General features: G+C 67.2%; 21 protein-coding genes. 8 read left to right on the top strand and 13 right to left on the bottom strand.

What is annotated here, in order from left to right:
• Positions 1-77: 77 nt before the first annotated feature.
• Positions 78-1376, bottom strand: a complete 1299-nt coding sequence (locus QZM35_RS01170; RefSeq protein WP_089432173.1) for an MFS transporter — start codon at positions 1374-1376, stop codon at positions 78-80.
• An 83-nt stretch (positions 1377-1459) separates the two neighbouring features.
• A complete protein-coding gene (locus QZM35_RS01165; RefSeq protein ID WP_089474194.1) occupies positions 1460-2233 on the bottom strand; it encodes a putative hydro-lyase in 774 nt (257 codons plus the stop codon).
• A gap of 206 nt (positions 2234-2439) precedes the next feature.
• Here QZM35_RS01165 and QZM35_RS01160 point away from each other — a divergent pair, with 206 nt between their 5' ends.
• Positions 2440-3372 (top strand): LysR family transcriptional regulator, encoded by a 933-nt coding sequence (locus tag QZM35_RS01160; protein WP_089428277.1) that lies wholly within the window; start codon positions 2440-2442, stop codon positions 3370-3372.
• Positions 3373-3694: 322 nt separating this feature from the next.
• Here the strand turns inward: QZM35_RS01160 and QZM35_RS01155 are convergent, their stop codons facing one another.
• The 7 genes from QZM35_RS01155 to QZM35_RS01125 all read right to left on the bottom strand — a co-directional run bounded on the left by QZM35_RS01155 (position 3695) and on the right by QZM35_RS01125 (position 10795).
• On the bottom strand, positions 3695-4996 hold the full coding sequence (locus QZM35_RS01155; protein ID WP_301775242.1) for a hypothetical protein: 1302 nt from the start codon (positions 4994-4996) through the stop codon (positions 3695-3697).
• Positions 4997-5185: 189 nt separating this feature from the next.
• A complete protein-coding gene (locus QZM35_RS01150; protein WP_301775241.1) occupies positions 5186-5395 on the bottom strand; it encodes a hypothetical protein in 210 nt (69 codons plus the stop codon).
• Between the two features lie 197 nt (positions 5396-5592).
• Positions 5593-5919, bottom strand: coding sequence for an antibiotic biosynthesis monooxygenase (locus QZM35_RS01145; protein ID WP_039354446.1), 327 nt, complete (start codon positions 5917-5919; stop codon positions 5593-5595).
• Between the two features lie 65 nt (positions 5920-5984).
• Entirely contained in the window at positions 5985-6971 is a 987-nt protein-coding gene (locus QZM35_RS01140) for a YkgJ family cysteine cluster protein (RefSeq protein ID WP_301775240.1), read from the bottom strand.
• Entirely contained in the window at positions 6965-7774 is an 810-nt protein-coding gene (locus tag QZM35_RS01135; protein ID WP_089432169.1) for a MetQ/NlpA family lipoprotein, read from the bottom strand. Before QZM35_RS01135 ends, QZM35_RS01140 begins: the two co-directional genes overlap by 7 nt.
• On the bottom strand, positions 7771-8820 hold the full coding sequence (locus tag QZM35_RS01130) for a formylglycine-generating enzyme family protein (protein ID WP_089432168.1): 1050 nt from the start codon (positions 8818-8820) through the stop codon (positions 7771-7773). The genes QZM35_RS01135 and QZM35_RS01130 overlap by 4 nt, the downstream gene beginning before the upstream one ends.
• Positions 8821-8836: 16 nt before the next feature.
• Positions 8837-10795, bottom strand: a complete 1959-nt coding sequence (locus tag QZM35_RS01125; protein WP_301775239.1) for an arylsulfatase — start codon at positions 10793-10795, stop codon at positions 8837-8839.
• Between the two features lie 826 nt (positions 10796-11621).
• Between QZM35_RS01125 and QZM35_RS01120 the strand changes: the two genes are divergently transcribed.
• The 6 genes from QZM35_RS01120 to csgH all read left to right on the top strand — a co-directional run bounded on the left by QZM35_RS01120 (position 11622) and on the right by csgH (position 15894).
• Positions 11622-11990, top strand: coding sequence for a CsgE family curli-type amyloid fiber assembly protein (locus QZM35_RS01120; protein WP_143329867.1), 369 nt, complete (start codon positions 11622-11624; stop codon positions 11988-11990).
• A 30-nt stretch (positions 11991-12020) separates the two neighbouring features.
• Positions 12021-12458 (top strand): curli assembly protein CsgF, encoded by a 438-nt coding sequence (locus tag QZM35_RS01115; RefSeq protein ID WP_089428285.1) that lies wholly within the window; start codon positions 12021-12023, stop codon positions 12456-12458.
• A 79-nt stretch (positions 12459-12537) separates the two neighbouring features.
• Positions 12538-13422: a CsgG/HfaB family protein gene (locus QZM35_RS01110; RefSeq protein ID WP_254600260.1), complete on the top strand. Its 885-nt coding sequence runs from the start codon at positions 12538-12540 to the stop codon at positions 13420-13422.
• Positions 13423-13453: 31 nt separating this feature from the next.
• On the top strand, positions 13454-13993 hold the full coding sequence (locus tag QZM35_RS01105; RefSeq protein ID WP_301775238.1) for a hypothetical protein: 540 nt from the start codon (positions 13454-13456) through the stop codon (positions 13991-13993).
• Between the two features lie 132 nt (positions 13994-14125).
• The gene (locus QZM35_RS01100; protein ID WP_089432163.1) at positions 14126-15502 is read left to right on the top strand and encodes a hypothetical protein; all 1377 of its coding nucleotides are present in this window, start codon (positions 14126-14128) and stop codon (positions 15500-15502) included.
• 71 nt (positions 15503-15573) lie between these two features.
• Positions 15574-15894 carry a curli-like amyloid fiber formation chaperone CsgH gene (gene csgH / locus QZM35_RS01095; protein ID WP_089432162.1) on the top strand — a complete coding sequence of 107 codons (321 nt, stop codon included), beginning with the start codon at positions 15574-15576 and terminating at the stop codon, positions 15892-15894.
• A gap of 45 nt (positions 15895-15939) precedes the next feature.
• Here the strand turns inward: csgH and QZM35_RS01090 are convergent, their stop codons facing one another.
• On the bottom strand, positions 15940-16851 hold the full coding sequence (locus QZM35_RS01090; protein WP_089428290.1) for a LysR family transcriptional regulator: 912 nt from the start codon (positions 16849-16851) through the stop codon (positions 15940-15942).
• Between the two features lie 126 nt (positions 16852-16977).
• Here QZM35_RS01090 and QZM35_RS01085 point away from each other — a divergent pair, with 126 nt between their 5' ends.
• On the top strand, positions 16978-17997 hold the full coding sequence (locus tag QZM35_RS01085; RefSeq protein WP_301775237.1) for an NAD(P)-dependent alcohol dehydrogenase: 1020 nt from the start codon (positions 16978-16980) through the stop codon (positions 17995-17997).
• A 51-nt stretch (positions 17998-18048) separates the two neighbouring features.
• Here the strand turns inward: QZM35_RS01085 and QZM35_RS01080 are convergent, their stop codons facing one another.
• From QZM35_RS01080 to QZM35_RS01070, 3 genes are read right to left on the bottom strand one after another with little or no spacing between them, the layout of a single operon-like run.
• A complete protein-coding gene (locus tag QZM35_RS01080) occupies positions 18049-19239 on the bottom strand; it encodes a porin (protein ID WP_301775236.1) in 1191 nt (396 codons plus the stop codon).
• Positions 19240-19290: 51 nt separating this feature from the next.
• The gene (locus QZM35_RS01075) at positions 19291-20079 is read right to left on the bottom strand and encodes an ABC transporter substrate-binding protein (protein WP_089428293.1); all 789 of its coding nucleotides are present in this window, start codon (positions 20077-20079) and stop codon (positions 19291-19293) included.
• 50 nt (positions 20080-20129) lie between these two features.
• Entirely contained in the window at positions 20130-21257 is a 1128-nt protein-coding gene (locus QZM35_RS01070) for a M20 aminoacylase family protein (RefSeq protein ID WP_301775806.1), read from the bottom strand.
• Between the last annotated feature and the right edge of the window lie 106 nt (positions 21258-21363).

Genomic DNA, 21363 nt, shown 5'->3' with positions numbered 1-21363 from the left:
CGCACGGCGCGCGTCGCGCGCCGTGTCACGGGGTCGGTCAAAGGGGAAGAAAAATGAAGGGCGGGCTGCCCCGCCGCTTACGCGGCGTCGAGTTCGCGGCCGCGAGTCTCGGGCAGCGTCAGCGCGGCGACGATCACCACGCCGTACGCGGCGACCGCGAAGATGCCGATGCTCGTGCCGAGCCCGTATTGCTTGGACAGCGCGCCGATCAGGAACGGGAACAGCGCACCGATCGCGCGGCCCACGTTGTAGCAGAAGCCCTGGCCGGAACCGCGCACGCGGGTCGGGAACAGTTCGGTGAGGAACGCGCCCATCCCCGAGAAGATGCCCGATGCGAAGAAGCCGAGCGGAAAGCCGAGCCACAGCATCGACGCGTTGGTCAGGTTCAGCGACGTGTACGCGAACGCGATCACCATCGAGCCGACCGCGAACAGGATGAAGTTCGGCTTGCGGCCCAGGCGGTCGGTCAGGTACGCGCTCGTCAGGTAGCCGACCCACGAGCCGAAGATGATCATCGCGAGATAGCCGCCGGTGCCCATCACCGTGAGGTGACGCTCGGTCTTCAGGAAGGTCGGCAGCCACGTCGTGATCGCGTAGTAGCCGCCCTGCGCGCCGGTGGTCAGCAGCGCCGCGCGCAGCGTCGTCGTGATCAGCTTCGGCGCGAAGATCTCGGTGAGGCGCGGCGCATCGGCCACTTTCGCCTGCGCGGCCTTCTCCTTCTCGTAGACGTCCGGCTCCTTCACGTAGCGACGGATCGCGACGACCAGCAGCGCCGGTGCGAGGCCAACGAGGAACAGCGCGCGCCACGCCTGCTCGGCCGGCAGCACCGAGAACAGCAGCGCATACAGCAGCGCGCACAGCCCCCAGCCGATCGCCCAGCCCGACTGCACGAGGCCGACCGCCCGGCCGCGATCACGCGCGCGGATCACTTCGCCGATCAGCACCGCGCCGGCCGTCCATTCGCCGCCGAAGCCGAAGCCCATCAGCGCGCGCGCCGCGAGCAGCTGGTGGTAGTTCTGCGCGAGCCCGCACAGCGCGGTGAACACGGCGAACCACAGCACCGTGAGCTGCAGCGTGCGCACGCGGCCGATCCGGTCGGACAGGATGCCCGCGATCCAGCCGCCGAGCGCCGACGCGAGCAGCGTAATCGTGCCGATGAAGCCCGCGTCGGCGAGCGAGATGCCCCAGGTCGCGACGAGCGTCGGGATCACGAACGACAGCATCTGCGTGTCCATCCCGTCGAGCATGTAGCCGACCTTGCAGCTCCAGAACGCGCGGCGCTCGCGCGGCTGCGCGTCCCCGTACCACGAGAACAGGCCGTTACGCTCGGGGCTCGCGGGCTCCGCGGCGTGCGCCGCGAGGGTCTTGCTTTCCATGGTGGTGCTCCTGTCGTTATGCGCCGTCGAATGATTGTCGCGCGTGCGGCGTGCCGTGCGGGTCGGGTTGTCGTCGTCCGGGCTCAGAACACGGCCAGCGACGCGTTCGTGATGTCGGTCATCAGCATGTGGCCGGGCGTATGCGCGATCGCGATCGGCAGCTTCGCGTCCATCAGCGCGGTTTGCGGCGTCACGCCGCACGCCCAGAACACCGGCAGCTCGCCGTCGCGGATCGTCACCGCGTCGCCGAATTCGGGGGCGTTCAGGTCGGTGATGCCCAACTCGCGCGGATCGCCGAGATGGATCGGCGCGCCGTGCACGCCCGGAAACCGGCTGGTGATCTGCACCGCCCGAATCGCGTCGGCGCCGCGCATCGGCCGCATCGACACGACGAGCTGGCCGCCGAAGATCCCCGCGCGGCGATTCGGGATCGACGTGCGGTACATCGGCACGTTGCGCCCCTCCTCCACATGGCGCAGGCCGATGCCTTCGCGCGCCAGCATGTCCTCGAACGAGAACGAGCAGCCGATCGCGAACACGACGAAATCGTCGCGCCACAGTGCCTCCAGCGATTCGACGCGTTCGGTCAGGCGGCCGTCGCGGTAGACGTTGTAGCTCGGCACGTCGGTGCGGATGTCGAGATCCTCGCCGAGGACGTCGACCCGGAACGCGCCCGGTTCGCCGACGCCCAGCAGCGGGCAGGCTTTCGGGTTCGCCTGGCAGAAGCGCAGGAAATCGTGCGCGAACGCGTCGGGCAGGATCGCGAGGTTCGCTTGCGCGTACGGGCCGCAGTGGCCGGCGGTCGGGCCGCGGAACGCGCCGTGGCGCACGGACTGGCGGAATTCGGAAGGGGTCATGAGGTTCTGTCGCGGATCGGTGTGGCGTCGGGATGACGGTGCCGTGTCATCGGATACAGCGAAGAGTAGAAAAGAAAAAATTTTGTCGCCAACGAGTTTTTTTGCGCTTCGTGTATAGAATTTCTTAACGGATCTTGGGGTTTTCCCCGGCTCCGTTCACTTTTCCTCACCGGCAAAGTGCGCGCTCACCTTCCCGTCCGACCGCCATGAACACGCGTTTTCTCGAAACCTTCGTCACGCTCGCGAAGTTGCGCAACTTCCGCACGACGGCCGCCGCGCTGCACGCGACGCCGGCCGCGATCTCGCAGCGCCTGAAAGCGCTCGAGGACGAACTGCAGACGGTACTCGTCGACCGCGACAGCCGCGAATTCCGGCTCACGCCGAACGGCGAATACCTGCTCGGCTATGCGAAGGCCGTGGTCGAGGCGACGCAGGAGCTGCAGGCCGCGGCCTCCGGCGAGCGCGCGCTGCGCGGCAAGCTGCGGCTCGGCGTGATCGAGACCGTCGTGCACAGCTGGCTGCCGCACTACATGCGGCGGCTGGCGGCCGACTATCCGCAGCTCGAGATCGACCTGACCGTCGACGTCAGCGTCGTGCTGCAGCGCCGGCTGATGGCCGGCGAGCTCGACCTGATCATCCGCGTGGAAGGCAGCGACGAGGCGTCGGTCGTGTGCGATGCGCTCGCGAACTACCCGGTGCGCTGGATCGCGCGCGCGGGGCTGCTGCCGAACACGCGCACGGGGCTCGCCAGGCAGGTGCTGCGGCAGCCGATTCTCACCTACGGGCGCGGTACGGCGCCGCATCGCGCGCTGGAGGATATCGTCCGCACGCTCGCGCATGCGCACGGCGTGCCGCTGTCGGACACGCGCATCACCGGCTCGCCGTCGATCTCGGTGATCGTGCAGCTCGTGCGCGACGGGTTTGGCGTGGCGGCGATTCCGGTGCTGTTCGTCGATGCGTTGATCGAAAGCGGCGAAGTCGTCGAGTTGCCGCTGCAGCCGTCGCCGCCGTCGATCGTCGTGTCGATGTCGCGGCGGGCCGATGCGCCGCGGTTCGTGCATGGCGCGTCGATTGCCGCGCGGGCGGCTTGTCATGAGTATTGCGAGAAAAGCAAGCGGTTGCTGGTTGAGGCGCTTTGATGCGGTGCAAGCCGGTGAATGGCGGGGCCGGGTATCCGGCACGCATTCGACATCGCGCGAATCACCCACACTCGCCTGCGACGCGTGCGCCCCATGCGTCGTGCATGCCGGGCGTCGATCACCGCAACGTCATCGACGCGCAGGCATCAGACACGAATGCGATGTTTCCGATCTGGCAGCGTGCGGCTCGGGCTGAGCCGAAAGACAGCGAAACGCAACGCGCCAGCTGAATCCGTACCACGACAAAGTCGAAGGGCACGGCCACACCAACGCGCGGCCGTGCCCGAGTCACCCGGCATCAATCAGCCGAGGCTCTCCTACTTCAGTGCGACCGCCCCGTATCCGTCCCCGGCGCGAACTCGATCCCCCGCAGCACTTCCGCGAACTTCGCAGTCCGCAGCACTGCGAATTGCTCATGCGCAGCCGTCGCCGCGCTCGTGTTCTTCAACACGTCACGCACTGCAACCAGCCGGTTCGGATCCGCACCAACGTCGCCATTGCCGCTGACGGTCGACGTAATCGCCCAGATCGTCACCGTGCCGTCTCGCTCGACGCGGCCCGTCAGGTTGCGCAGGCCGGCCGTCGCCGGTGCCCACGGCAGGCCCGTGGCCGAATTGTTGCCCGCCGGATAGCCGGCGACGGCATACGGCTGACCGAGGTTCAACCCGTTCTGCAGCGTGTACGCGAGCTTCCACTGATTCGTACCCGCGTCGTAAACCCACTTCTGCAGGCCCGCCGTCTTCTGCGCAGCGGCGTGCGTGTACAGGTCCGCGCCGCCCGTGTAGCCGTCGCCCTCGTCCGCGACATACAGCGTGTTCGCGTCGGCGAACCAGATCCCGAACGGATAGGCGAGCGTCGTCGCGGTCTTGTTCGGCGTGCTCGGGAAACCGGCCAGCACGCACATGGTGTTCGGCAGGCCAGCCGTCTGCAGCGTGGCAGCGTTGTACGCGAGCGGCGCGGTCGGCAGCACGGCCTTCGGTGACGGCACGCCGACGCCCGACGGGCACGCGGTGCCGGTCGTATCGACGAAGTACACCGTGTTCACGCCGTTGCCGCCGCTGCCCTTCGTGTAGTACACGACGTTGTCGTGCACCGCGATGCCGCGGAAGTTGTCGTCCTTGCCGATCTTGTCGGCCTTCGCGCCGAGTTCCGTGACCGAGAAGCTCGCGAGCGGCGTCGGCACGCCCGGATCCTGCTGCGCTTCGTGATGCTTCGCGCCGTCGATGAGCTGCGCGCCCGCGCCGAGGATCACGTTGTCCGGCTGCGGGTTCGCGCCGTTGCCGGCGTTGCCCGACGTGTAGTAGATCTCGCGGCCGTCGCGATTGTTCAGGATCGCCGCGCGGCCGTTGTTGCCGCTGTACGCGTTCGTCTCGGTGAAGCGGAAATGCCCGTGGCGATCGACGCGCGCGATCGCGCGATAAAAGTTCTGCCCGTCCGGGTTGGTCGTATCGACCGCGAGCAGCGTGTTCGAGTTCGACACGTCGACCGTATTGACCGGCGCGACGTAGCCCATGAACGTCAGATAGCGGCCGTCGAGCGACAGGTGCAGGCCGAGCTCCGACTTCGAGCTGAAGCTCGTCACCAGCTGGTCGTGCGCGAAGCCTTTCTGCAGGCTGTTCGGCACTTCGAGCGTGCTGACGACACCGCCTGCCGGCGTGATCTGGTCGAGGAAGATGCGCGACGTGATGCCGAAGCTGCCGTCGTAGCGGTCGTTGTTCCAGACGTACGGATAGGTGCCGTCGTTCGGCGCGCCGGATGCCGCGCCGCAACCACCGGTGGTCTTCGCGCAGTTCGGCGGCAGGATCGCGCCGGGCTAGACGTTGGCCGACACGTTGTCGTACACGCTGCGGCTGACGACCAGGAAGCCCGGCACGAAACCCGGCGCGAAACGGCTGTCGCCGTCGTTGTCATGCGGGGCAGCGTGTGCGCCGATGCTCGCGGCAATCAGCGTCAGTGCGAAGACGGGAACGGCACGATCGCGCAGCGCGCGGCGGCGCTTCGCGGACAAGGCGAGATTCGGCATGGACAAGGCTCCGTACGACATCGAGTGAGGACGTTGTGGGTGGACAGACTGACGACGTGAAGCCCCGCCACCTTAGCCATGCTTGATGAAGAATTGATTGCACGCGATCCCGCGGAAGCCCGCGTGAAAACGCGGGCTGCCGAGTGCGGCGCGTTGTTATTGATCCGTAACGCGAAAGAAATGAATCAGACAGCCAATCAGGCGGATTGGCCCGCATGCGGTTGCGTGAGCTTGCCGTCGCCATACTCGCGCAACACTTTCGAAATCACGACGCGATAGCCGTCCAGCCAGCGCGCCTGTTTCGTCTTTGCCTCGAGATGCGCCGGGTGCTGCATCAGCTGCTGCAGCGCCGCCTCCGACTCCCAGTAGTAGACGTTCTGGATCAGCCCCGATTCGGCGTTCTCCCACGTCTCCTCGCCGAGATAGCCGGGCGTCGCGCGCGCCATGTCGGCAATCTGCCGGTCGAGCCGGTGGAATTCGTCGTCGTATTGCCCGGCACGGAAAATGAAGGTCGACGCGTACATGCCCGCTCCATCGAAAGCGATTGAAAGAGCGCCGATTGTAAGGCACGTGCGGCTGGCCGCCGTCGTTATGCGGCGAGCGTATCGAGGTCGGGCCGGTCGGCGAGCCACGCGTCGATGCGTGGGGCGTCCTCGCGCATGCCGGCCGCGGGCGCCGGCATCGCGGCCAGGGCGTGCCGTGCCCGTTCAAGCGCCTGCGCGAAGCCGCGCAACTCGCGCGTGGCGGGCCGGTCGTCGGCGTGCCGGCGCGCGAGCGCTGCTTCGATGTTCACACCGATCAACGCGAGTTGCGCGTCGATGAACGCGAGGCAGCGTGCGCGGCAATGCGCTGATATCGATGCGACGGCCAGCAGCACCGGCACGATCGACACGGTCAGGTAGCCGCCGGGCGCAAGCCGCGACAGCGCATGCCGCACATCCTGGCCGCCATCAGTCAACGATGCGAACACGGCATCCCGCCACACCGCGCGCTCGAATACCAGCGCATCGCGATACGCGTCGAGCGCCGCACGGTCCGCGACCTGTCCGGCCGTCACCAACGGAATCGGGAATGACGATTCAACAGCAGATTGCGTGCTCGACGTTTCGACGATGCAGTTCGCACCGAGCCATCCCGCATCGTCGCGCCGCGCGGCCAGCACACGGGACTGCAAGCGGTCGGGCAGCATCGGATCGAGCGGCACCGCGCGGCAGATCGACGGCTTGTCCGCATGCACGCTGCAGCGTCCGTCGTCGGCCAGCGCCGCGCAGCGGCCGAGCGACGGATAGTCGTAGCCCTGCAGCGTCAGCGCGATCCATTCGCTCCCCGCGCCGCCGGTGCGATGAAACAACCGCGCCGACAGCGCATCGGACGCCGCGACGTCCTCCGCATCGAGCGTGTGCTCGCGACCGCCCGCACGCCAGCGCTCGCCGGTTCGACGCGTCGGCACGCGACGGATCGTCAGCGCACCGACGAAGCGATGCCCGTGCCGAAACAGTTCGCGCAACGACAGCGTCGGCGCGCTGTTGCAGCAGCGTCCGCATGCGTTGCACGCGAGCAGGTACGTGTCTACCACGGCCGTCGCACCGAATCCTGGTAACGCGTGAGGATGAAGCGCGCGACGTCGTCCGAGTGATACGCGGCGACGAGCTGCGTGACCCACGGCTTCGCGCGATCGGCCTCGCGCACCGTCAGCACGTTCGCATACGGCGAGCGCGCATCCTCGATGCTGATGCTGTCGCGTGCGGGCTGCAGCCCGGCACGCGCGGCATCGTCGCTGTCGATCGCGACGAACGCGGCCGTGTCGAGCGCAGCATAAAGGCGATCGCGGCGCAGCGCGACGAGCTTCAGCCCGAGCCGGTTGCCGGTCACGTCGCGCAGCGTCGCACGCAGGCCGGCCCGCTCGCGCAGCGTCACCAGCGTGTCGTTCTGCAGCAGCACGAGCGAGCGCGCCATCCCGCGCGGATCGGCAGGAATCGCGACCGTCGCGCCGGGCTGCAGTTCGTTCAGGTTCTTCAGCTTGCGCGAATAGAGTGCCATCGGCAGCGTGACGGTCGGCGCGACTTCGGTCAGCGCGTAGCGCTTCTGCGCGCGCGTCGCGGCAAGCTGTTGTGCATCCTCGAAGCTGGCTGCGTCGATCCGGCCGTCGGCCAGTGCCGCGTCGATGCGCGATGCATCGTCGAATTCGACGACGTCGATGCCGAATCCTCGCGACGCGGCGACCCGCTTCACTTCGTCCAGGATCTGCGCATGTACGCCGCGCGTCACGCCGACGCGTACCGCCGGTGCGGCCGATTCGGCGGCCACGGTCAAACCCGAATGAACGATTGCACACGCCGCCATCAGCCACGCGCCCATGCAAACCACGACGCGCTTCATGACGCATCCCTCAGAATCGTGCGAAACCCGATATGCGACGCGCCGAGATCGGCTTCCTGCTGTTCGCGCGACGACGCGCGATAGCGCACGCAGTAGTCGCGCGAGCACAGGAACGAGCCGCCCTTGATGACCATCGGCGTGTCGTGCCGCCGCGTCGGCGGCGCGACGGCCGCCGTGTCGCCGTTCGTATGCGACTGGTGCGGGCCCGTGTACGTGTCCTTGGTCCATTCCCAGGCATTGCCGATCATGTCGTAGAGCCGGAACCCGTTCGCCGCGTAGCAGCCGACGGGCGCGAGCCCCGCATGGCCGTCCTCGGCCGTATCGAGCACCGGGAACACGCCCTGCCAGTAGTTCGCGGCCGGCTTGCCCTGCGCATCGCGCGGCGCCGCGTCGAGCGCTGCGTCGTCGCGGCCGGCCTTGCCCGCGTATTCCCATTCGGCTTCGGTCGGCAGGTCGCGGCCGAGCCAGCGCGCATACGCGAGCGCATCGCGCTGCGTGACGAGCGTGACGGGCAGGTTGCCGAGCCCGTCGATGCCGCTGCCCGGCCCGTGCGGGTGACGCCACGACGCGCCCTTCACCCACGACCACCAGGCAAGATCGCGCGTGTTCATCTCGTCGCGCGTCGGCACATGGAACACGGCCGCCCCGTCCTGCTGCTCGGCCTCGGTCACGTAGCCGGTCGCCTGCACGAACGCGGCGAACTGCGCGATCGTCACGTCGGTCTGGTCGATCCAGAACCCGCCGACACGCGTGCGGCCGTCGCCCGCCGGGCGCTCGTCCGCATAGCCGCGCGTGCTGCCGAACACGAACGCGCCGCCGCGCAGGTGCACCATCCCGGCCTTCGGGTCGTCGCGCCATCCGGCCGGCAGCCCCGAATAGCGCGCGCACTGTCGCTCCGAGCCCAGCGGCGCGAGCGCGCGGCCGCGATTCGCGTCGTCGAAGGCGCCGCCCGCCGGTGCGACGGGATTCGCATAGCCGGCCGCGAACGCGGCGGCGAACAGCGTGCCGGCCAGCGCCGCGCCGATCGTCCAGAACCGGAACCGCATCGTGTCGCTCCCGGCTTCAGTAGTAGCCGCGCGGACGCAGCGGTTCGACACCGCCGACGTTGCTCATGTAGGTCTTCCACTGGTCGACGAGCGTGCGGATCACCGACGGGTTCTGCGCGGACACGTCGGTCGTCTCGCCGCGATCCGCCGCGAGGTCGTACAGCTGCCAGTGACCGTCGAGCGGCCCGAGCGGCGGCTCGGTCCACAACGCCTTCCAGCGGCCGTCGGCGCTGCGCAGGTACGCGCGGCCGTACGCTTCGTCGCCGAACGGCGCGGTATGCACCTCGCCCGTCGCCGTGCCCGTCAGCACCGGCAGCAGCGACTGGCCGGTGACCGGGTACACGTAGCGGTTGTTGTAGATCACCTTGCCCTTGTTCTGGTCGACGCCCGTCAGCGTATTGACGAGCGGCGGCGCCGGCTGCGACGGCGGCGTGACGCCCGCGACCGCGAGGAACGTCGCCGTGTTGTCGGTCACGTGCGTGAACGCGCGCAGCGTCGGCAACTGCTGCGTCTGGCCCGGCAGGCGCACGATCGTCGGCGTCGAGACGCCGCCTTCGGCCGAATAGCCCTTCGTGAGCCGGAACGGCGACGCGCTCACTTCGGCCCAGCGCAACCCGTACTGCAGGCGCTGCGCGTTCTGCTTGCCGTTGTCGGTGCCGAGCGTCGAATAGATCGGATCCTGCCCGTTCGCGGTATCGGTCGCCGTCGGGTCGGCGCCCGAATCGATCGGCCAGCCTTCCGCACCGTTGTCCGACTGGAACATGATGAACGTGTTGTCGTATTCGCCGATGTCCTTCAGGTGCTGGATCAGCAGGCCGATGTTGTAGTCGAGGTTCTCGACCATCCCCGCATAGATCTCCATGTAGCGCGCCTGTGCACGGCGCTCGGCCGGCGACAGGCTCGACCACAGCTTGTCGACCTTGCCGGGGCCGTAGTCGCTGTAGCCGTCCGCGGCCGAATGCACCGCGCTGATGTATTTCGCGGCGGCCGTGCCGTTGTTCGCGGTCGCGGGCGACGCAGCCGTGGTTTCAGGCAGTCCGTCGAACGGCTTGAAATCGGCGGGGATCAGGCCGAGCGCCTTCTGCCGCGCGATCCGTGCGTTGCGGATCGCGTCGTAGCCGGCGTCATAGACGCCCGCGTACTTGTGCAGCCATGGCTCGGGCACCTGCAGCGGCCAGTGCGGCGACGTGTAGGCCGCGTACGCGAAGAACGGCTTGCCGTCGCGCTGGTTCGAATCGATGTACGAGATCAGCTTCTGCGTATAGAAATCGGTCGAATAGAACACGGCCGGGCTGCCGCCCGTGCCGCCCGGCTGGCCGGGCTGGCCAGGCTGCACGTAGCGGCCGTCTTCCGTGTAGTTCGACGAGCCGGCCGGCTCGTGCGCGAAGTGATTCGTCGCCGCGCCGCCGAGCAGCACGTAGCTGCGCTCGAAGCCCCACTGGTCGGGCGTCTGCCCGCTGCCCGTCGCGCTGCCGACGATCCCCGAGCCGATGTGCCACTTGCCCGCGATGTACGTGTGGTAGCCGGCGTCCTTCAATAGTTGTGCGAACGACAGGGCACGGTCGTTCAGGTAGCCCTCGTAGCCGGGCAGCCCGCGCCGTTCGTCGGTCGGCACGCCCATCGTGCCTTCGCCGACGAGATGGTGGTCGGTGCCGGACACCAGCATCGCGCGCGTGATCGCGCAGACGGTGCCCGTGTGATGGTTCGACAGGATGCGGCCCGACGCGACGAGCGCGTCGAGGTTCGGCGTGTTGATCTCGCCGCCGAATGCATGGATGTCGGAATAGCCGAGATCGTCGGCCATGATGTACAGGATGTTCGGGCGTTTCGCGGCCAGCGGCGGCGGGGTGTTCGTCTGGGACGACGGCGTATCGCTGTCGACGCCGCCGCACGATGCAAGCGACAGCGCGCCGGCAATCGCGGCGCAGACGACACGGAAACGAAAAGCATGCAACGGCGACGCGGACTTTTTCATTGTTCTGGAACGCTCGATCTACGGGATCGGCGATCTTAGCGTCGCGTGCGCGGCAACCAAAGTCCGATTCGTCACATGCTAACGGGGTGGCGGAATATGCGCGCAAACAGAATACCCGCCATCAGCGCGCACACATGTGCGCGAGCGCGATGCGCGCCGACACCGGCGCGCGGGAATCGTCGCGAGCACCGGAACCTGCGCTTTCATCGGACGATTCCATGTGCGTAACGGGACGTTACGTCGTGTCGTTACGGCCGAAGCCGTAGCAACACGTTACGTTTTCTCCGCGTCAGCATCGCGAGGAATTTCCAAATCACGATTTTCATTAAATATCGTCTGATTAAACTGTAATTCTACATTTATAAAAGAAAGCTTGTTAATGAATAACAAACTCGCAAACGTTTTACATGTCGAGAATATGCGATTCAAAAATTAGACGAATAACGACTTAAAAAAATATACCGTTTAAAACAGCGGCGGGCATGCCTCTTGCTGATTCCCCCCACCATGTGCCGCGTTCGACCAGGAACGAATAACCCGAAAATCGGGCGGGGCCTTATTTCGTACAAATGATTCCGGGGTCGGGGAAATGGTATCGAGCGCAAGCAGGCGATTGGCCTGGGGGGTCGTGACGTGCCTGTCGCTATTCGCGACGGCGCGCGCGCAGGCACAAGACACCGTCGACGCACCGCCTTCCGCGGCGGTGAACGGCGGGCATCCGATTGCGCCGCCCTCGACGCTGCTGAACGCCGAACGCGTCCTTGAAGCACCGAAGCCCGCGCCCGGCGCGGGCCCGGCCGCGGCGAAGCCGGCCACCGGCGCCGCGTTGGCCGGCGCCCGGGCCGCCGCCCGCCATGCCCTTCCGGAAGACCAGCTCGGCGGCACGGTCACGACCGATGCCGTGACGCTCGCCGGCCGCGATTTCTATACCTACTTCTCGCAGACGTGGTCGGAAATCCCGCTGAGCGAGCGCTACATGGTCGCCATTCACGAACGCCCTTCTGGGCGCTACGGCAGCCTGATCTGGGTCGAATTCCAGCAAAAGCGCGTGTTCCAGACCTTCCTGCCGATCGCACGCGCAAACGTCAAGGCCGTGGCCGAAAGCGCCGCCAGTATTTCCTTTCAAACCGTCATTCAGGACGATCTGTCGAATTTGCTGTTTCCCGATTCGGATCTGGCCAAAGACGAGATTTAGTCGATTAATCAAAAACAGGGGTTAGGGAAAATGAATCGAATCAGATTGAGCGTGATCGCGCTGGTCGCGATGACCGCGGTGTCGCCGTATGCGTGGTCGTCGACGCTGGTTTATCAGCCGAACAACCCGAACTTCGGCGGCAACCCGGCAAACGGCCCCAATCTGCTCAACGAGGCCAACGCGCAAAACAAGCACACGGATCCGTCGCTGTCGGCCTTTTCATCGCCGACGTCCACGTCATCGCTCGACCAGTTCAATGCGCAGCTGCAGCAGGCAATCCTGTCGCGCGTCGCCGGCTCGGTGACGAACTCGATCGTCGGCACCAACGGCGAGCTCAAGCCGGGGACGATCAGCACAGGCAACTTCACGATCGTCGTGAGTGCGGCCGGCAACGGCAACCTGCAAGTGACGACCACCGACAAGACGACGGGAGCGACCTCGACGTTCATCGTCAGCAACGGCCAATAAATCGAAAAAAAAGACTGAGCGAATCATGAAAAAAAATGCTGAACGCACACGCTTGAACACGGGGACGACACGGATCGCCATGGGCGCGCTGTTGCTGCTGTCGCTGGTCGGCTGCGTCACGCGGCCGATGCCGGCCTTGAGCAACGCGACGCTGACGCCGCCGACGCGCACCACGCGCGACCTCACGCACCTGCCGCCGCCGAAGGGCAAGATCGTCGCGGCCGTGTACGGCTTTCGCGATCTGACGGGGCAGTACAAGGCATCGCCGGACAGCTCCTTCTCGTCGCAGGTCACGCAGGGCGGCGCGTCGTTCCTCGTCAAGGCGATGCGCGACTCCGGCTGGTTCACGCCGGTGGAACGCGAGAACCTGCAGGACCTGCTGACCGAACGCAAGATCATGCGCGCCACCGACGGCGCGGATGCGAAGAAGGCGCAGAACGATGCGATGGCACCGCTGATGCCCGCGAACATCGTGCTCGAAGGCGGCATCGTCGGCTACGACACGAACGTCCGGACCGGCGGGGCCGGTGTCGCCTACCTCGGGATCAGCGGGTCGACGCAGTACCGGATCGACCAGGTCACGGTCAACCTGCGCGCGATCGACATCCGCACGGGCCAGGTGCTCAACAGCGTGTCGACGACCAAGACCGTCTACTCGTATCAGGTCGACACGGGCATCTATCGCTTCGTCGGCTTCAAGGACCTGCTGCAGGCGGAAGCCGGGCTGACACGTAACGAACCCGCGCAGATCTGCGTGAACGAAGCAATCGAATCGGCGCTCACGCACCTGATCGTCCAGGGCGTCGCGAACCAGACCTGGGTGCTGAAGAACGACCAGGACTGGTACGACCCGACGATGCAGCGGTATCTGCAGGAAGACCGGAAATACGCGCAGGACATGGAAGACGCGAACACCGCGTACGACCCGCAGAAGATCGATCGCCAGGGCGCGTCCACTCATTAACCGGCCCACGCCGGCCAGCGGAGAAAACAGGATGAATCGACACCATGATCGGAACGGGCGCGCCCGCGTGGCGCGGCAGGCGCTCGCGACCGTGTGGGCAGCGGCCGCCATGCAGGCGGCGTTTGCGGCACCCGTGCCGCTCAACGATCTCGGCCCGCCCGAACCGGCATTCGACTACAGCGGCAACATCGTCGCGGTCCGCCAGAGCGGTGTCGGCAATGCCGCGTCGCTGGACCAGGCCGGCCACAACGGTGCGCTGATCTGGCAGGCCGGCGACGGCAACGCGATCGTCGCGCGGCAGGCCGGTGCGCAGAACTGGATCGCTGCGTCGCAGGCCGGCGTCGGCAACAGGTTGCATGCGACGCAGCGCGGCAACGGCAACACGTTGCAGGTGCAACAGAACGGCGCCGGCAATTCGGTCGACTCGACGCAGGTCGGCACATCGCTGTCGGCGCGCGTCACGCAGAACGGCAGCAACAACGCGGTGAACCTCGTGCAGGGCGGATCGAACACCGGCATCCAGGTGATCCAGACCGGCAACGGTGCGCGCGCCACGGTGCTGACGCGGTAACGGTTATGCAGTTTGCAGGTGCTTTGCTTCAAGTGGTGTGAGGTGCGGGACGTGAGAGCGTCCTCAATTGGCGGGGGTGCCGGCAAAAGATCCGCTTTTCCGGCGAATTTTCTTTCGAATCAGGAGCAACAAATGAAGGTGACCAAGTCTGCAATCGCAATCGCAGTGCTGATGCTCGCATCGGCTGCCGCACAGGCCGATTCGTCGGGTAACACCGTGAACATCGGGCAAACCGGCAACTTCAACTCGGCCACCGTCGAACAGACGGCGACGAACGGTGATGCGGTGTCGATCAACCAGTCGGCAGCCGGCAACGATCCCCGCTACGGGTTCGTCGCCAACGTGACGACGCAGGGCGGCAACGGCGACACGACCGTGATCCAGCAGAACTCCTGGTGGGCGCAGCCGTATTCGAGCGTGAACGTGTCGCAGACGGGCACGTCGAACGAGCGGAACTACGTGACGCAGTCCGGCGGCGGCGACTTCTCGGCGACCATCACGCAGACGACGTCGGCCTACACGGGCGGCCCGCAATACGACACCAACACGATCAACCAGTACAGCTACATCGACAGCGCGTCGATTTCGCAGCAAGGCGGCGGCTGGAACAACGTGACGATCAACCAGGGCACGCCGAGCCAGTCGGCGATCGGCAACAACGCGACCGTCGCGCAGACGGACACGGTCGGCAACACCGTCGGCATCGCGCAGACCGGCAACAACGGCACCGCGAACGTCCAGACGACCTGGGGCGGCGGGAACGCGACGTCGATCACGCAAACGGGCGGCACGACCAACGCCAGCGTGACGCAGTTTGCCGAGGCTGGCGACCAGGTCACGACGACCCAGAGCGGCACCGAAACCGCCACCGTGAACTCGTCGTTCGGCGGCGGCAACACGACGACGATTTCGCAATCGGGCGGCGTGAGCGGCAACAACGCCACGGTGCACCAGCTCGCGGCGGCCGGCAACGCGACGTCGATCACGCAGACCGCCGACGGCAACAATGCAACCGTCAATCAGTGGTTCGAGTTCGGCGACAACGCGACGATCAACCAGTCGGCCGCGTCGAACAACGCGACGATCACGCAGCAGTACGGCTACGGTAACGGCGCGTCCATCACGCAAACGGCCGCGTTCAACACGGCGTCGATCACGCAGAGCAACTCGGCCGGTTCGACGGCATCCATCACGCAGGCGTCGGCGGACAACCTGGCGGCGGTGACGCAGTCGGCCGCATCGGGCTCGTCGGTGACGGTGAGCCAGTCGGGCGACATCGGCAACTACGCCAATGCGTCGCAGACGGGCGCGGATGACGTGCTGAGCCTGTCGCAGGCCGGCGGCTTCAACATCATCAACGCGTCGCAGGTGTCGGGCACGGGCAACCAGGGCTACGTGACGCAGATCGGCTACAACAACAACGCCACGCTGGTACAGCAAGGCAACGCGAACTACGCGAGCATCAACCAGAACGGCTTCAACAACACCGTTTCGCTCAAGCAGCACTAAGCACCGCCGGCGTAACGAAAAGGCCGGACGGTTGCCCGTTCGGCCTTTTTTTCATTCGACAGGGGACGATCATGGTCGGCATTCACGATCTCAACGCCTATTTCGACATCGCCGCCAGTGCCGGCGGCGTGAACATCGTGCCGCACGTGCGGGCGGCCGCGCCGGTCGACGTGTCGTACAGCCTGCGCATCACCAGGACCGGCGGCGCCGGCTCGGCCTCGCTGACGCGCTCCGGCGAATCGCGACTCGCCGGCGGCGAGGATCAGTCGCTGGCGACGCTGCGGCTGAGCGTCGATTCGGGCGACATCTGCCAGGCGACGCTGGTCCTGCACGTCAATGGCGAGCACGCGGAGTATTCGGTGGACTGCAATCCGCACCGGGCCACGAATTGAGCCGGTGCGGCGTGCGCCTGTCGCGATCGCCGCACCGCGCCCGCCTCAATCGTCCGACGCCAGCATGCGCGGTATCTCGTCGACGAGCGCATCGATGACGACGCGCACCTTCGACGGCACCTGGCGCGAGGCCGGCCGCACCGCGAACACTTCGGCGCCCGACACGCTGTTGCTGTCCATCACGAGCGCGAGGCGGCCGTCGCGCAGGTAAGGCGCCATCAGCCAGCACGGCAGCCACGCGAGGCCCGCGCCGGCGGCGGCCGCATCGGCGATCGCCTGCAGGTCGTCGAGCCGCAGGCGGCCGGCCGGGCGATGGTCGTGCACCGCGCCGTCCGCGCCGAGGACCCGCCACGGCGTCGGTTGCCCGCCGCGCGAATACGCGATGCCGACGTGCGACGCGAGCGCGTCGAGCCCCGCCGGCCGGCCATGACGGTCGAGATACGCGGGCGACGCGCAGATCCCCATGCGCTGCACGCCGAGCTTGCGGCCGACCAGCGCGCTCGTATCGGCCAGCTCGCCGATGCGCACCGCGATGTCGAAGCCGTCATTGACCAGGTCGGCCACGCGGTCGCTGAACGACACGTCGATCTCGAGCCGCGGATGGCGCTCGACGAGGCGCCGCATGACGGGCGCCACGCACTGCCGCCCGAACAGCACGGGCACGCTGACGCGCAGCCGCCCCGCCGGCTCGCGCTGCCCCGCGTCGAGCGCGGCCTCCGTCTCGCCGAGTTCGGCCAGCAGCCGCCGGCACTGCTCGTAATAGACGAGCCCCTCGTCGGTCAGGCCGAGCTGGCGGGTCGTGCGCTGCAGGAGCCGCGCGCCGAGGCGGCGTTCGAGGCGCGCGACGACCTTCGCGACGGCCGAGCGCGTGACGCCGAGCCGCAGCGCAGCCGCCGCGAAGCTGCCCGACTCCACCACGTCGACAAATTCGGCCACGCCTCTCAGCCGCTCGTCCATGCGATTCCGCTCCAGTTGGGTCACAGGTTTGTGTCCACACAGGCGACAGTCATCGGCCGAATTCTCGCCAATGCGTCCCCGTGCGCAACACTATGATAGTCCGCTCTATCTCGAAAAGGAGTCGACATGCACGCATGGCAAGTGAAACCGGGCGACGGCGCGGCCGGGCTTCGGCGCATCGACGCGACACGCCGCGCGGTCGGGCCGACCGACGTCGTCGTGAAGATCCACTCCGCCGGCCTGAACTACCGCGACCTGATGTTCGCGCGCGGCGACTATCTCGGCATCGGCACGGACGCGCTGATCCCGGTGGCCGACGGCGCCGGCGAAATCATCGAAACCGGCCGCGACGTCACGCGCTTCAAGCCGGGCGATCGCGTGATCAACACGTACTTCCCGCACTGGATCGACGGGCCACCGACGCCGCAGAAAGTCTCGGGGTCGCCCGGCGCGCAATTCGACGGCGTGCTGGCCGAACATTTCGTATCCGACGAAGCCGCGCTGGTCGCGATTCCCGCGCATCTGAACTACGACGAGGCGGCGACGCTGTCGTGCGCCGGGATTACCGCGTGGAACGCGCTGTTCGCCGACGGCGGCCTGCGGCCCGGCGCGACCGTCGTGCTGCTCGGCACCGGCGGCGTGTCGATCATCGCACTGCAGCTCGCGCATGCGGCGGGGCTGCGCACGATCGTCACGTCGTCGAGCGATGCGAAGCTCGAGCGCGCCCGCGCACTCGGTGCGGACGCCACCATCAACTATCGCGCGACGCCCGAATGGCAGCACGACGTGCTGCGGCTCACCGGCGGGGCGGGGGCGGATCTGGTCGTCGAGGTCGGCGGCAAGGACACGCTGCCGCGCTCGGTCGCCGCGACGAAGCTGGGCGGCATCGTGTCGGTGATCGGCGGCCTCAGCAGCTTCGCCGGCCCCGAACTCGGGCTGCTGTCGCTGATCGGCGGGATCCGGAAGTTGCACGGGATCATGGTCGGCAGCCGCGCGATGCTCGACGATGTCGTGCGCCTCGTCGACGCGAAGCAGATCAGGCCCGTGGTCGATCGCGTGTTCGGCTTCGACGAAGCACCGCAGGCTTATGCGCACCTGCAGTCGGGGCAGCACTTCGGCAAGGTCGTGATCCGCGTCGCGCAGTAAGCGCGTCGAGGCGGCGGGTCGCTCGGCCCGCCGCCTCTTCCGTCATCGCACTCAGAACTTGTGACGGATCCCCGCGTGAACCATCAGCTGCTTCGAAGTCGACGACAGGTCCGCCGCGCCGGGAACATAGGCCTGGTCGAGCGACGAACCCGTCGCGTCGCCCGCGATCCGCTGGTACGCGCCCATCAGGTACACGTCCGTGCGCTTCGACAGGTTGTAGTCGGCCATCAGCCCGAGCGAATGGATCTTCGGCTTCGCGCTGCCCGTCGTCGCGTTATAGCGCACCGTCGTGTACACGTACTGCGCCCCGACGAACAACGCCGGCGTGAACTGGTATTTGCCGTTCACCTCGAAGTTCTGGTACTTGATCGACGACACCGTGCCCCCCGCGAGCGGGCCGGTCACCGGCTCGATCGTTTCGTCGCCGAACAGGTAGCCGACGTTCGCGGTCGGCCGCGTGACGTTGCTGTTCGTGTACGCGAACCCGACCGTCGCGGGCCCCGCCGTGTAGTTGATGCCCGCACCGAAAATCCGCAGCCGCGCCGACGCAAAGTTCGCATCGGCGCCGACCGACCCCGAGCCCGCGATCGCGCCGCCCGACGTCGCGCCCGGGTTGTCCGCATTCAGGAACGCCGCGCCGACCAGCAAGCCGCCCTGCTCGTACTGCGCGCCGACGCTCCACTGCCGGTTGTTCGCGAAGCCCGTGTCGTTGCTGAAGCTGTACGTACCGCCGAACGAAAAGCCGGCGAAATCCGGGCTCGCATACTTCACCGTGTTGTTCACGCGGAACGTGTTGCCGGTGTTGTCGTTGTCGAGCGGATGCGAGAACGGGTAGACGCCCCAGCTGCCGTTCGCGGTCGTCGGCGCGAGATAGTCGACCACCGCATCGTATTGGCGGCCGAGCGTCAGCGTGCCGAACCGCGCGCTGCTGAGCCCGACGTACGCCTGCCGCCCGAACATGCGGCCGCCCTGCGCGAGCGTGCCGTTGTTCACGTTGAAGCCGTTCTCGAGCTGGAACAGCGCGCTGTAGCCGCCGCCCAGGTCCTCGGTGCCCTTCAGCCCCCAGCGGCTGCCTTGCGCGAAGCCGCTTGCCATCTGCCACGCGCTGTGGCCGCCGACGTTGTTCGTGTAGTCGATGCCCGCATCGACGAGCCCGTAAAGCGTGACGCTGCCTTGCGCGAATGCGAGCGCGGGCGCCGCACACAGCGCCGGGACCGCGACGAAAGCCAATCTCCAGTTCATTCGTTTTCCTTATTTATCGTGTCGTGACTGCCCGTTTCCGGGCGTCGCCGCTTACTTCGCGCCGTAGATGTCGAAGTCGAAGTACTTCTTGTTGATCCGCTGGTACGTGCCGTTCGCGAGGATCGTCGCAAGTGCGTGGTTGAAGGCCTCGCGCAGGTCGTTGTCCTGCTTGCGCAGCCCGAGCCCGTCGCCCTGCCCGAAGTACTTCACGTCGTCGATCGCGGCGCCGACGAACGCGAAATCCTTGCCCTGCGGCTTCTTCAGGAAGCCGTCGCTCGCCGCGATCGATGCCTGGAACGCCGCGTCGAGCCGGCCCGTCACGAGATCGGCATAGACCTGATCCTGGTTCTGGTACGACACGACCTGCACGCCGGCCGGCTGCCAGTTCGCGACCGCGTAGTCAGCCTGCGCGGAACCCTGCTCGACGCCCACGCGCTTGCCCTTCAGCGCGTCTGCCGTCGGCAGCAGCGGCGAGCCCTTGCGCGCGACGAGGCGCGCCGGCGCATTCGAGATCCGGTTCGTGAAGGCGATCTGCTGCTGGCGCTTCGGCGTGATCGTCATCGACGACGCGATCACGTCGAACTTGCGCGCGAGCAGCCCCGGGATCATCCCGTCGAAACTCGACTCGACCCACACGCAGCGCGCATGCAGCTCCGCGCACAAGGCGTTCGTGATGTCGATCCCGAAACCCGTCAGCGTGCCGTCGGGCAGCTTGTATTCGAGCGGCGGGTAAGTCGGATCGACCGCGAGGCGAATCTCCTTGCCCGCCCAGTCGCCCGCATGCGCCGCCCCTGCCGCCAGCGCCACCGCGAGCGCCGCCATCCGTTTCCACTGCTTCATTGCCAGTCTCCTTCCTTGTGTGAATCGTCAGTCAAAATCGTGCGGGCCCATCACGCGAGGTAGCGCTCCGCCAGTGCAATCCAGTAGCTCGCGCCGGTGGCGAGGCACGCGTCGTTGAAGTCGTAGCCGGGGTGGTGCAGCCCGCATCCGGCGGCGCCGGCGCCGTCGCCGTTGCCGATCGACAGGTAGCTGCCGGGGCACGCATTCAGCATGAACGCGAAGTCCTCGCTGGCCGCGATCGGCCGCAGGTGCGGGATCAGCGCGCCGTCGCCGCCCCATTCGCGGGCGACGTCGCGGGCAAACGCGGTTTGCTCCGCGTGATTGACGAGCACCGGGTACGCGTGCCGGTAGTCGATTTCGGCGGTCGCGCCATAGCTGGCGGCCTGCCCGTGCACGATCTCGCGAATGCGCCGTTCAAGCAGCGCCCGCACGTCCGGCGACAGCGCACGCACGCTGAGCGCGAGATCCGCGTGCGGCGGAATCACGTTCGATGCGGCGCCCGCATGGATCGAGCCGGCCGTCACGATCGCCATCTCCTGCGGGTTCACGTTGCGCGACACGACGGTCTGCAGCGCCATCACGATCGACGCGCACACGACCACCGGATCGATCGTCGTATGCGGCGCCGCGCCATGCCCGCCGCGCCCGGTCACACGCACCTGCACCTCATCGGCCGAGGCCATCGCCGGGCCGTCGCAGAAGCCGAGCACGCCGGCCGGCAGGCCCGGCACGTTGTGCATCGCGAATACCGCATCGCATGGAAACTGGTCGAACAGCCCGTCGTCGATCATCCGCTTCGCGCCGCCGAGCCCTTCCTCGGCCGGCTGGAAAATCAGGTTCAGCGTGCCCGTGAAGCGTTCCCGCTCGGCCAGGCAGCGCGCCGCCGCGAGCAGCATCGCCGTGTGGCCGTCGTGGCCGCACGCGTGCATCACGCCGTCGCATCGGCTCGCGTGCGGCAGCCCGGTCGCCTCGCGGATCGGCAGCGCGTCCATGTCCGCGCGCAGCCCGAGCCGCTTGCCGGGGCCGCGCGTCAACGTGCCGACCACGCCCGTGCCGCCGAGCCCGCGCGTCACCCGATAACCCCACGTTGTCAGCAACCCGGCGACCAGATCGCTCGTCGCGTGTTCCTCGAAGCCAAGCTCCGGATGCGCGTGCAGCCGGCGGCGCAGCGCAATCATTTCCGCCTCGATGGCTGCCATTTCCGGATGGATAGGTGTGTGGTCCAACCCCGATTCTCCTCGATGCGTTCCGGTTGCCGATCGCCCGAATGACCGACCGTGCCCG

The sequence above is a fragment of the Burkholderia sp. AU45274 genome, assembly GCF_030482505.1.
Classification (GTDB): Bacteria; Pseudomonadota; Gammaproteobacteria; order Burkholderiales; family Burkholderiaceae; genus Burkholderia.
Note: the sequence above shows the minus strand (reverse complement) of the source record. Positions and strands in the feature narration are given on the sequence as shown.